Source organism: Rhizobium ecuadorense, from assembly GCF_001187535.1.
In the GTDB taxonomy this organism is placed as follows: domain Bacteria; phylum Pseudomonadota; class Alphaproteobacteria; order Rhizobiales; family Rhizobiaceae; genus Rhizobium; species Rhizobium ecuadorense.
The window spans coordinates 1-12104 of sequence record NZ_LFIO01000981.1; the positions used below are offsets into that span (position 1 = coordinate 1).

General features: G+C 61.8%; 11 protein-coding genes. 6 read left to right on the plus strand and 5 right to left on the minus strand.

Annotated features, from left to right (window positions below; genetic code table 11):
* Nucleotides 1–95 precede the first annotated feature (95 nt).
* Genes AF337_RS18125 through AF337_RS18140 form a run of 4 tightly spaced genes read left to right on the plus strand, consistent with a single transcriptional unit; the run spans nt 96 to nt 6571 of the window.
* Nucleotides 96–1634, plus strand: a complete 1539-nt coding sequence (locus AF337_RS18125; RefSeq protein WP_049733164.1) for a GMC oxidoreductase — start codon at nt 96–98, stop codon at nt 1632–1634.
* Between the two features lie 9 nt (nt 1635–1643).
* Nucleotides 1644–3299 carry a GMC family oxidoreductase gene (locus AF337_RS18130; protein WP_049733165.1) on the plus strand — a complete coding sequence of 552 codons (1656 nt, stop codon included), beginning with the start codon at nt 1644–1646 and terminating at the stop codon, nt 3297–3299.
* A gap of 11 nt (nt 3300–3310) precedes the next feature.
* A complete protein-coding gene (locus AF337_RS18135) occupies nt 3311–4480 on the plus strand; it encodes a Gfo/Idh/MocA family protein (RefSeq protein WP_049733166.1) in 1170 nt (389 codons plus the stop codon).
* A 6-nt stretch (nt 4481–4486) separates the two neighbouring features.
* Nucleotides 4487–6571, plus strand: a complete 2085-nt coding sequence (locus AF337_RS18140; RefSeq protein WP_049733167.1) for an FAD-dependent oxidoreductase — start codon at nt 4487–4489, stop codon at nt 6569–6571.
* Nucleotides 6572–6583: 12 nt separating this feature from the next.
* Here the strand turns inward: AF337_RS18140 and xth are convergent, their stop codons facing one another.
* Nucleotides 6584–7375, minus strand: a complete 792-nt coding sequence (xth, locus tag AF337_RS18145) for an exodeoxyribonuclease III (protein ID WP_049733168.1) — start codon at nt 7373–7375, stop codon at nt 6584–6586.
* A gap of 9 nt (nt 7376–7384) precedes the next feature.
* On the minus strand, nt 7385–7882 hold the full coding sequence (locus AF337_RS18150) for a hypothetical protein (protein WP_049733169.1): 498 nt from the start codon (nt 7880–7882) through the stop codon (nt 7385–7387).
* A 307-nt stretch (nt 7883–8189) separates the two neighbouring features.
* Here AF337_RS18150 and AF337_RS18155 point away from each other — a divergent pair, with 307 nt between their 5' ends.
* On the plus strand, nt 8190–8705 hold the full coding sequence (locus tag AF337_RS18155; RefSeq protein WP_049733170.1) for a hypothetical protein: 516 nt from the start codon (nt 8190–8192) through the stop codon (nt 8703–8705).
* Nucleotides 8706–8719: 14 nt separating this feature from the next.
* Here the strand turns inward: AF337_RS18155 and AF337_RS18160 are convergent, their stop codons facing one another.
* The 3 genes from AF337_RS18160 to AF337_RS43705 form a co-directional block, all read right to left on the minus strand.
* Nucleotides 8720–9343, minus strand: a complete 624-nt coding sequence (locus AF337_RS18160; protein WP_049733171.1) for a response regulator — start codon at nt 9341–9343, stop codon at nt 8720–8722.
* Nucleotides 9344–9345: 2 nt separating this feature from the next.
* On the minus strand, nt 9346–10734 hold the full coding sequence (locus AF337_RS18165) for a sensor histidine kinase (RefSeq protein WP_049733172.1): 1389 nt from the start codon (nt 10732–10734) through the stop codon (nt 9346–9348).
* 62 nt (nt 10735–10796) lie between these two features.
* Nucleotides 10797–10973: a hypothetical protein gene (locus AF337_RS43705; RefSeq protein ID WP_167347773.1), complete on the minus strand. Its 177-nt coding sequence runs from the start codon at nt 10971–10973 to the stop codon at nt 10797–10799.
* A gap of 164 nt (nt 10974–11137) precedes the next feature.
* Here AF337_RS43705 and AF337_RS18170 point away from each other — a divergent pair, with 164 nt between their 5' ends.
* Entirely contained in the window at nt 11138–11989 is an 852-nt protein-coding gene (locus tag AF337_RS18170) for a class I SAM-dependent methyltransferase (RefSeq protein ID WP_049733173.1), read from the plus strand.
* The last annotated feature ends 115 nt before the right edge of the window (nt 11990–12104 follow it).

The window sequence follows — 12104 nt, forward strand, 5'->3', positions numbered from 1 at the left end:
CCGGACAGACCACACGCCTCGCCTTCAATCTCGACAAGGCTGTGTTCTTCGATCCGCAGAGTGAGGCTCGGATCGTGTGATGGCCAGGGGCTAAGATGAGCAGTTCACCAGACATCGTCATCATTGGTTCAGGCGTCGGCGGCGCGACGGTCGCCGCCGGTCTGGCCGCGACCGGCGCGGAGATATTGATCCTTGAAGCCGGCGATCACATTGCCGATCTTCCCGTCAACCGCGACCAGCGCGCCATCTTCCAGCGGGGGCATTTCCGGCCGAAGGAAACCTGGTACGAGGCCAGCGGAAAGGGCTTCAATCCCGGCAATTACTACAATGTCGGCGGTAATTCGAAATTCTACGGCGCCGTCTTATCGCGCTATCGCAAAGAGGATTTCGGCGTGATCGAGCATCGGGAAGGCGTGTCGCCGGCCTGGCCCTTTCCCTATGAGGAACTGGAGCCTTGGTACTCGAAGGCCGAACTGATGTATCAGGTTCGCGGCAACCTCGGCGAAGACCCCACCGAACCGCACCACTCGGCAGCCTATGCCTATCCGCCCGTTCCCGACGAGGCGCCGATCGCCGACATCAGGGTCCGCCTCAAGCAGAAAGGTCTGCATCCCTTTTCCCTGCCGCTCGGCATGGATCTCGACGCTTGGCTCTCCAAGGCATGGACGCCATGGGATGCGCATCCGAACGCACGCGACGGCAAGATGGATGCCGAGACGGCAGCACTTGCGGTAGCCCTGAAGCATCAGAATGTGCGGCTCGAAACCAATGCGCGCGTGACGAGGCTCGACATGGGGGCAGGGAGCCGGATCGACCGGGTCACCTATGTCAGGAACGGCGAGGCGCTGACGGTTTCGCCTGAGATGGTGATCCTTTCGGCCGGCGCGGTCCAGTCGTCGGTGCTTCTGTTGCGCTCGAAAAACGACCGCTTCCCAGGAGGCCTGGCGAACTCCTCCGACCAGGTCGGCCGCAACTTCATGAACCACAATGCCTCCGCCGTCATCGGCGTCTCGCCGCGGTTCCGCAATACTTCCGTCTACCAGAAGACCTTTGCCTTCAACGACTTCTATCTCTCCGACGGGAAGGGAGGACCGCCGCTCGGCAACGTGCAGCTCCTCGGCCGCATCTCCGAAAAGGTTCTGAAGGGCTCTCTGCCGCAGGCGCCGGAATGGCTGCTGCGCTTCATCACAAGCCATGCCATCGATTTCTATGCGATGAGCGAGGACGTTCCCAATCCCGAAAGCCGGGTCATGGTCGATGGAGATCGGATCATTCTGCAATGGCAGCGAACCAATTGGGATGCGCATCTGGCGCTTGTCGAAAGGCTGAAGGCGATCCTGAAGTCGATCGGGTTTCCGCTCGTGCTGTCGCGGCCCTTCGACAAGCGCACGCCCTCCCATCAGTGCGGAACGGTCCGCATCGGCAACGACCCTGCGACGGCGCCGCTGGACCCCTATTGCCGGTCATACGATCACGAGAACCTCTTCGTCGTCGACGCCGGTTTCCTGCCGACATCGGCCGCGGTCAATCCCGCGCTCACCGTCGCCAGCCAGGCGCTCAGAGTTGCAGATCACATCGCCTCGAAGGACCTACAGGTATCAGCAGATCCATTGGCGCGTGCCGGCCTCAGATAGGACAGTAAAATGGGATTCGATTACATCATCACCGGTGCCGGTCCTGCAGGCTGCGTTTTGGCAAACCGGCTCAGCGAAGATCCGGATGTCAGGGTGCTGCTTCTCGAAGCGGGCGGAGGCGACTGGAATCCGCTTTTTCACATGCCGGCGGGCTTTGCCAAGATGACCAAGGGCGTGGCCAGCTGGGGATGGCAGACCGTTCCCCAGAAGCACATGAAGGGTAGGGTGCTTCGTTATACCCAGGCGAAGGTCATCGGTGGCGGTTCGTCGATCAATGCGCAGCTCTACACGCGCGGAAACGCGGCCGATTATGACCTCTGGGCTCGTGAGGACGGCTGTGAGGGCTGGGACTATCGCTCGATCCTTCCCTATTTCAAACGTGCCGAGGACAATCAGCGCTTCGCCGACGACTACCACGCCTATGGTGGCCCGCTGGGTGTCTCGATGCCGGCCGCTCCCCTGCCGATCTGCGATGCCTATATCCGTGCAGGGCAGGAGCTTGGCATTCCCTATAATCACGACTTCAACGGCCGCCAGCAGGCGGGCGTTGGATTTTACCAGCTGACGCAGCGCAATCGCCGCCGGTCCTCGGCATCGCTCGCCTATCTCTCGCCGATCAGGGACCGGAAGAACCTGACGGTCAGGACAGGCGCGCGCGTTACGCGGATCATCGTCGAGGGAGGCCGTGCGACAGGCGTCGAGATCGCCACTGCGGGCGGCCTGGAGATCGTGCGTGCCGAGCGTGAGGTCCTGGTGTCGTCAGGTGCGATCGGATCGCCGAAGCTTCTTCTGCAGTCCGGAATCGGGCCGGCCGATCATCTCAACGCGGTGGGTGTCAAGGTGCATCATGATCTGCCGGGTGTCGGCGGCAATCTTCAGGATCACCTCGATCTTTTTGTCATCGCCGAATGCACCGGTGATCATACCTATGACGGCGTCGCAAAACTTCACCGCACGCTTTGGGCTGGCATTCAATATGTGCTGTTCCGCACCGGCCCTGTGGCGTCGTCGCTCTTCGAGACCGGCGGCTTTTGGTATGCCGATCCAGAGGCACGCTCTCCCGATATTCAGTTTCACCTCGGCCTGGGATCCGGCATCGAAGCCGGCGTCGAACGGCTGAAAAATGCGGGCGTGACGCTCAATTCCGCTTATCTGCATCCGCGCTCGCGGGGGACGGTGCGGCTGTCGTCGTCCGATCCGGCTGCAGCACCCTTAATCGATCCCAACTACTGGTCCGATCCGCACGACAGGCAGATGTCGCTGGAGGGGCTCAAGCTCGCGCGCGAGATCATGCAGCAGGCAGCGCTCAAGCCCTATGTCATGGCCGAAAGGCTTCCTGGCCCGAAGGTCATGACCGACGAGCAGCTGTTCGATTATGGCTGCGCCAACGCCAAGACCGATCATCACCCTGTCGGCACCTGCAAGATGGGAACGGGACCGGACGCGGTTGTCGGGCTGGATCTCAAGGTCCGCGGCCTCGAAGGCCTCCGGGTCTGCGATTCCTCCGTCATGCCGCGCGTGCCGTCCTGTAATACCAACGCGCCGACGATCATGGTCGGCGAAAAGGGGGCGGACCTCATTCGTGGGCTGCCTGCGCTGCCGTCGGTGATCTTCACCTATGAGCGCAACGATACCCGGCCGCGAGCCCGCGCAGAAATCCGCTAAGGAGAACGACGATGTCTGAAGTGAGAGTTGCAGTGCTTGGCGCCTCGGGCTGGATGGGCAAGGTCCACACGATGGCCTACCAGACCTTTCCGCATTTCTTCGGCGTGTCGGATGGGACGGCGCGGATCGTGGCGCTGGTCGACAGCAACCCAGACGTTGCGCAGGATATCGGCAACAGGGCGCCGGGCGCCAGGATCTATCAGGATTGGAAGCTGGCGGTCGCCGATTCCGAGGTTGATCTCATTGATATCTGCTTGCCCGACCATCTTCACTATTCGGTCGCCAAGGCGGCGCTGCTGGCGGGCAAGCATGTCTGCTGCGAGAAGCCACTGGCAAACACCGCCAATGAAGCGCGGGAACTGGCCGAGATCGCCAGAGAAAAAGGCGTGATCACCCGTGTCGGACACGCCTTTCCGCGAAACCCCGTCCATGACCTGGCAAAAGACATCATCGATTCAGGTGAAATTGGCGAGATCAAGCTGTTTCGCGGCTGTCAGCACGTCGATATGTATGGTGATCCCACGGCGCCCTTCATGTGGCGCGCCGATGGCAAGCTTGCGCCGACCGGGATCGTCGGCGATACCGGCTCGCACATTTTCAGCTTCATGGATTTCCTGGTCGGCCGCGTCAGTTCCCTGATCGCCGACAATCTCATCGTCACACCGCGCCGGCCGGTCGTCGAGGGCCTTGCCTATGGCGAAGAGGTGAAACTGACGGGCAACGAATCCTGGGCTGATATCACCAACCCCGACGCCACGAACCTCTTATGCAGGTTCGAGAATGGTGCCGGAGGGATCGTCGATTTCAGCCGTGTCGCGACCGGCCGCAAGTTCATGCAGACCTACGAAGTCTATGGAACCAAAGGCAGCATCGCCTATACCTATGACGAGATAAACCGGCTGCGCTTCTACTCCAACGATGACCGCACGGGGCGGCGCGGCTTCCGGGAGATCGACGTGGGGCCAGAAAATCCCACCTTCCGGGCGTTCCTTCCCCTGCCGAATTTCGGCATAGGCTACAACGAAAGCAAGATCATCGAGGCGGCCGAGGTGATCCGCTCGATCGTTGCAAATAGGCCGATGTGGCCGACATTCGATACGGGCCATCACATCTGCCAGATCGTCGACGCATGCATGGAGTCCTCCCGGCTGAAGCGCTGGGTCGACATCCCGCTGGGCTGAACGTCGATGACCACAGCTGTTCCCCAGGAAATTCTTGACGCACTGACCGATGTCGACATGCCCAAGCTTCCGCCCGAAGCTGGCCCTTCGGAAGCGGTGCGGCTTGCCGGCGTCGAGGTGCCGGTCTATCGCGCCGGTTGCGTCGTCGTCGGATCGGGCGCCGCGGGTCTGCGTGCGGCGGTGGAAATGAAGCGGCGCGGCGACGACATCGTCATCATCAGCCAAAGCGCCTGGGGCGGAACCTCGGCCTGCTCGGGATCGGATAAGCAGACCCTGCACACCGCCAACACCGCCGATCAGGGCGACAATTACAAGGCGATGGCCCGCGCCATCCGCAGCGGCGGCGCGATGGATGAGGACACCGCCTATGTCGAAGCGGTCGGCTCGTCCCGGATGATGGCGTCGCTGCAGTTCCTGGGCCTGCCGCTGCCGCAGGATCCGCTCGGGGGGACGCTCAGATATCAGACCGACCATGACGAGGTCGGCCGCGCCACCAGCTGCGGCCCGCGCACCTCGCGCCTGATGGTCAAGGTGCTGGCCGAGGAGGCGATCCGGCTGGCCGTGCCCTTCTACAACCAGACCACTGCGGTCAAAATCCTGACCGAGGGCGAGGGGGCGGGACGCCGTGTCGCCGGGATGCTAGCCATGCGCGCCGGCGACCGCACGGAGGCGAACCCGCTGGGCATCGCCATCTTCGTCAGCGATGTGATCGTGCTGGCAGCCGGTGGGCCGGGGGAACTCTACCGCGACAGCGTCTATCCCAACGGTTGCTTCGGCTCGCTCGGGCTGGCGCTGGAGGCAGGCGTCGAACTCGTCAACCTGACCGAAAGCCAGTTCGGCATCGGAACGCGCCGGGAAGGCTTCCCGTGGAATTTGTCGGGCACTTACGTTCAGGCAATCCCGCATATCTACTCGGTCGATGCCGACGGCGTCGAACATCACTTCCTGGCGCAATATTACCGCACGACGCAGGAATTGGCGTCGAACGTCTTCCGCAAGGGCTATCAATGGCCGTTTCATGCGACGCGCATGCTCGATTTCGGCTCGAGCCTGGTGGACCTCGCCATATCATGCGAAACCGCCGCCGGGCGGCGTGTCTTCATGGATTTCAATCGCAATCCGCTGCCGGTGCCGGGCGACCAGCCGTTCAGCTTGGAGAGACTTGACGAAGACGTTCGCCTCTATCTCGGCAAGGCCGGCGCCGGTCAGGAGATGCCGATCGACCGGTTGAAACACATGAACCCCCTCGCGATCGAGCTCTACCGCCGCTACAAGATCGACATCGCCGCCGACCCGCTGGAATTTGCCGTCAACAATCAGCACATGAATGGCGGCATCATGGTCGATACCTGGGGCCGCAGCAATCTCGCCGGCTGTTACGCCGTCGGCGAAGCGGCAGGCACGCATGGTGTGACGAGGCCGGGTGGCGCAGCGCTCAATGCCGGGCAGGTCTTCGGCACCCGGGCGGCCGAGCATATCAGTGCAAGCGGCAGGGCGAAGCGGGCGCCCACGGGCGATATGTCAGCTATCGCAGAGGCGGGCATCACCGAGCTCCTGGCCGTTCTCCGCAGTGAGAGCCCGCTCACCGTCAAATCGATCCGCTCGGACGTGCAGGCGCGCATGAGCGAGAAGGCCGGCATCATCTGCGATCGGGAGAGCGTCGCCCAGGCCTTGATCGAGGCGCGGAGGCTGAATGCCGACATTCGCGCTGGCGGCGTCGCCTACGGCCGCGTCGCCGAGGCGGTCCGAGGCGTGCAATGGCGGCACATGGCGCTTGCCTCGGAAGCGGTGCTCAGCGCGCTCGATTTCTTCATCCGCAATGGCGGCGGCAGCCGCGGAGCGCGGGCGATATGCGATCCGCAAGGCGAATCCCTTCCGCATGCGCGTACGGGCCCGCTGGAGCACTATCGCTTCCGAACGGAACGCGAAGAGGATCGGAGCGAGCAGATCGTCGTTCGGCTCGAGGGCGATGAGATCAGGCTTTCCAAACGCACAAACCGCGCTTTCGACGAAACCGCCAGGTCTTTCTTCGAGCGAGACTGGCCGGCCTGGCTGACGGGTCGCATCTACGATGTTGAAACGGACGAATAAGACCTCCTTGGCTCACCCGTCTTCCGCTCCGGGAGCGTCGAGTTCGATCATGACGGGGGCGTGGTCGCTCGTATGCTCCCAGCCTCGCGGTTTTCTCCGGACCATCGCCGATCGAAGACATGGCGCGACGGCTGGGCTGAGCAGGAGGTGGTCGATCCGCAGCCCGGCGTCGCGCTCGAAGCTGTTGCGCCAGTATTTCCAGAAGGTGTAGATGCGCTCTTGCGGATGCAGATGCCTGACGGCGTCGGTCCAGCCCTGCGCGACGAGATGGGCATAGGCCTTGCGCACTTCCGGCCTGAAAAGCGCGTCGTCGCGCCAGCGTTCCGGCTTGTAGACGTCGATCTCCGTCGGCATGACGTTGAAGTCGCCGGCGAGGATCGTAGGCACGTCGAGTTCCAGGAGTTCGGCGGCGTAGTCGTGCAGGCGACGGAACCAGCGGAGCTTATACTCGAACTTGACGCTCGGGAACGGATTGCCGTTCGGCAGATAGAGGCATCCGATCACGATGCCGTCGATAACGGCTTCGATATAGCGGCTGTGGCTGTCATCGGGATCGCCGGGGAGACCGCGCCGAGTCAGGATCGGTGTCTTGCCCTTCGCCAATATGGCGACCCCGTTCCAGGATCTCTGCCCGTGCCAGACGGCGCCGTAGCCGGATCGTTCGATCTCTTTTCGCGGAAACCCGGCGTCGTCTGTCTTCAGTTCCTGGAGGCAGACCACATCAGGGGCATCCTCCTTGAGCCAGCGCAACAGGATGGCCAGACGTCCATTGATCCCGTTGACGTTATAGGTTGCGATTTTCACGCTGATCGCTCAACGCGTCGCTCCGAAGACGAAGGCAATGCCGGCGACGATCGCGACCGCCGTCAACGGCTGTTGGCGTATCCGGTCTTCGACATCCTGGACAAAGCTTCGCGCTTCCGCCTTTGCCAGGCGGGCCGTCCCCGAAGCCAGCTCCGAAGCGGTTTCCGCCACGCGGCCGGCTTCTCCCTGAAGCGTGCGCCTTTCGCCGCGATCGAAATCGGAGCCTTCGGAGGAGCCGCCGGTTTCGCCGGTCGAGCGCAGGGCTTGGTCGACGAGTGGATAGGCCTCATCGAGCCTGGTGGGATCGGGCTCCCGCTTCACCCGCTCGGCCGCCTCGATATCGCTGCGGCCGGCAGGGATCGAGGTATGGGTGGCCGACACTGGGTCGGAGGCCGGGAAGGTGCCCTCGATACCTCTGTCGAGTTCACCCCTTCGGGCCTTCCTTTGCTGCTCCGCCTGCTCTTTTCGGAGGGACTGGACTGCTGGGGATTCATTCGGGTTTGCCATCACGGTATCCTCTCTTACTCTTCGACAATCAAAATCGGCGACACGGAAAGAAGTTCCCGAAAAATGCATCCTGCTTACGCGGCCAGCTATTGACGCGGGGGGAACATCGCGAATGGCTCGCTGCGCAATTCAGCGCTGGCGATAATTGGTCGAACTCTTCTTCTTCAAGACCCGGCAATCCGGCGGGCGGGACCAAAGTCCTGCCTGATCTAGTACCTAGGTCCGGTTGCTTTTGGCCGCCGGAACAGCGAAAATTGTCACGCGTCTATATTGCGTAGAGACGGCGAAGAACGGACGAGGCTAGGGCATGATACTCTCGAAACGCGATTTTCTGAGATTGGGCGGCAGTGCGGCCATCGCCCTCGTCGCTGCCTCATCGCCGGCCACATTCAATCTCGACGGCTCCCTCCCTGTTCTGACGGTAGAAAGCGCTGAGGCCAAGGACGGCAATAACGGCAACGGCGGCGGTAACGGCAATGGAGGAGGAAACGGCAACGGCGGCGGTAGCGGCAACGGGGGAGGGAGCGGCAACGGCAATAGTGGCGGCAACGGTAATAGTGGCGGCAACGGCAATAGCGGCGGCGGTAGTTCTGGCAATAGTGCCGGATCCTCTTCCTCTTCTTCCGCGACTGGGGCCTCACAAGGATCGGCGGCAAGAGCGACCGAAGCCTCCGATGGCTCGATCGACGTCCGTCATGCGAACGGCATTACAGAGAGCCTGCGGCGTGGCCGCTACGTGATGAAGGACGGAAAAGGCAGGACGATCATCAGCCGGCAAGCGACTTCAGACGATGCCCGCCGCCTAGGCCGCTACCTTCGCTAACGCGCGACTAGATGTTAGCGCTGTTCGCGCCATTGGAGAGCCGCTTCCGTCCTGTTCGAGACGCCGAGCTTGCTCAGAATCTGTGTCATATGATGCTTCACCGTCTTTTCCTGAAGGTTGAGACGCAAGCCGATATGTTTGTTTGACAAGCCTTGAGCGACCAAATCCATCACCTCGCGCTCCCGTGGCGTCAGACCGTTTTTGTCAGGCGCGCTGCCATTCAGCGAATTCTCCATGACCTTTGTCGACATCGTCGGCGAGATATATCGTGATCCGCTCAGCACCGTCTGGATGGCTTCGGCGAGACCACGCGAGCCGACCCCTTTCAGAACATAGCCCATTGCGCCCCGTTGCAGGGCTATCAGCAGCGTGTCCACCTCCTCGGATACCGTCAACATCAGCACTTTCGTTGTCGGGCTGCGCGTCAGCACGTCGCTGATCGCAGACAGTCCGCCGCCGGGCATGGAGACATCGAGGAGCATGATATCGGGTCGGGTGTTCGCGGCGATCATCGCTGCGTCGTCGCTGCTAGCGCCTTCGCCAACGACGGAAAAATCGCTGATCTCCGACAGACTGCGCGTTACGCCCTCGCGAAAAAGCGGATGGTCGTCTACGACGCCGATAGTGATTGATGTCATTTCTAGTCTCCCACTTCCATGGGCTCGAAGGTCATGGTCACCGTCGTCCCTCCTTCGCCCGTCTCGATCTCGAAGGATCCCCCCAGGCTGTCGATACGTTCGCGAAGCCCCACCAGGCCGAGGCTCGTCGGCCGCACCTCGGTCGGGTCGAAGCCATCGCCGCGGTCGCTGACCTCGACATGAACATGGCCATTGTGCGAGACCGCTCTTACGGCCTGCTGAATACCGCCGCCGTGGCGATAGGCGTTGTTCAAGGCTTCCTGCACGAAGCGATAGATGCAGATCTTTACAGCAGGAGCGAGTTCGGGGCCATCATCGTCGATGATTGTTTCGACGCGGGTTTCGGTCTTGTGCTGATGCGCTTCGACCACCCGGGTTACAATCTCGCTGATCGAGGACTTCTCGATCTGCGGCAGCACCAGTCCGCTGCAGATATTGCGGATCTCGGTCATCGCCTCGGCAAGGCTCGAGCGTATCCACCCGAGTTCCTTTTCCCGCGCTTCGGGCAAGGTCGACGCATTGATCAACATATCGCTGTCCAGCCGCAGTGAGGCGTAGGCAATGTGCTGGGCCGGGCCATCGTGCAGGTCGGCGCCGATGCTGCGCAGGTAGGATTCGTTCAGCGCCGCCACGCGCTGGGAAGCGCGCTGCAGCCGCCGCTGCAGCCCGCGGTTTTCCGCCAGCAGCGCTGACAGATCGCTGACCCGTTCTTTGAGATCCTTGCGCTGAGCCTCTATCGTCCGGCTGACCCGAAAAACCAGGACCGCGAGAACAAGGAAAAAGATTGCCGTCAAAGCGGCGACTGCGGCCCAGCTCCGCAGCCTGGCATGGGCCAGACTGTCGGCTAATCCTTCCGCCGTTTCGTAGAATTCGATGACGGCGACCGCCTGTCCGGACCATGGCTGGAGCACGGGGTTGTAAATTTCCATGAGTGGCTTGCCGAGTGCACGCTCCTTGTCGCTTTCCGGATCGTCGGCGATTTCGTAGCGCGCGACGAGAGAGCCCGCGAAGGCTTTCCGGAGCTTGTCGCTGACCGCAAACCTTCTGCCCACCATCTCCTTCTCGTTCGAATAGAGAATGGTGCCGTCGCTTCGCCAGAGCTTGAACGAAACGAGACGCCTGCCGAGCGCCCCCTGACCGAGCGTCTCGTCCAGAGCCTGAGCGCTGCCTTCGTCCAGGAATGATGCCGTTTGCATGTCGGGAAGCAGCGGGGCGACAACGCTGTCGACATAGAGCGCCGTCGCAGCACCGGAATTGTGAATGACCGCCTCCTCGATGAGGTGGGTGACGAGAATGCCCACCAGGAACATGGCGGCAATCGAGATCAACCCACCCGCGATGAAGAACTGGGAGGCGAGTGAGCGGGCATTCCAGCGGCGAAGCCAATTCATTGTGATACCGGTAAGAGACTGCCGACTAACCTATCGCTTCCTCAGAATTTTTCCAGACAGCGTCAAGGCACATCCCTGGTATCGAAGATTTCGGCCCCTCTTATGCTTTTGGTCAACTGCAGCGTATCGCCTGACATGGCTGCGCCGAAGACGTAGAGAAGACCAGCGAGAACGACGACAAGGGCGATGACGCACACGTTGCAGACGTCATTGACGTGGGATCTGTTATTCCAGGCCATATCAGGATCTCCTTCGGTATCGTTCGAAACGGAGCCGGTTCGGTGCACGTTCCACGCCGGGGACTTCGGTCGGGGAGGGTAGGGACCAAGGTCTTATTCCCGTGGACATTGGCGGAATCCGTCATATTTCAGGCCTCAGGGATTGAAGGGGTGGAGTTTTGTGAGTGACAATTTCTGCCGATCTCGAAAGCGGCGACCACGCCGCATTTGCCACTTCTCCCGCGCCATTCGATCAAGGCGTCGCCGAGCTTTACCAGGCCCTTCTGGTGCCGATCCTCTTCGAGCCCTATGCGGCGGAGATGGCCATCGTCGCCGACCGGTCGAAACCGGGCAGCGTTCTCGAACTCGCCGCAGGGACGGGTGCTTTGACACGCGCCCTGCGCGCGACGCTCGATCCGCCGACGGAGATCGTTGCCACCGACCTCAGCCAGGCGATGATCGACATCGGCGCACCCTCGGTGACGATGTCGCGGACGCACTGGATGCACGCCGATGCGCAAAATCTTCCCTTCGCCCCCGAAATGTTCGATCTGGTCATCTGCCAGTTCGGCGCCATGTTCTTTCCCGACAAGGTGAAGGCTTATGGCGAGGCTCAAAGAGTGTTGCGCGGCAAAGGCCGTTTTCTGTTCTCGACATGGGATTCACTTGCGGCCAACGACTTCGCAAGCTGCGTGGATGAATGTCTGGCAGAGCTCTTCCCATCTGATCCGCCGGATTTTCTCAGGCGCTTGCCATACTCTTACTTCGACCCCGGCCCGATCAAGGCGCAGATGTCGTCGGCGGGTTTTGAGTCCGTTACCTGCGACCGGCTCCAATTGACCGCCGTCGCGGCCACCGCGCACGACGTTGCGGCGGCCTTCTGCCAGGGCACGCCGCTGCGGGGGGAGATCGAATGGCGGGCGCCGGAGCGCATGTCCGAGATCGTCGAGGAGGTGGCCGGGCGAATGGAAGCGCGGCACGGAGCTTGTCCCAGCGGCGGCATGAGCGCCTTGGTCGTCACCGGCCGCGTTTCGTAGTCCCTTGGCCGAGCGCCCGCGTATTAATCATACAATTCCTACAATCGTCATGCGGTTTTATAATCATTCTTAATTGGAACATGCTTCACTCGTCTCAAGGCCGAGGGATAGCATT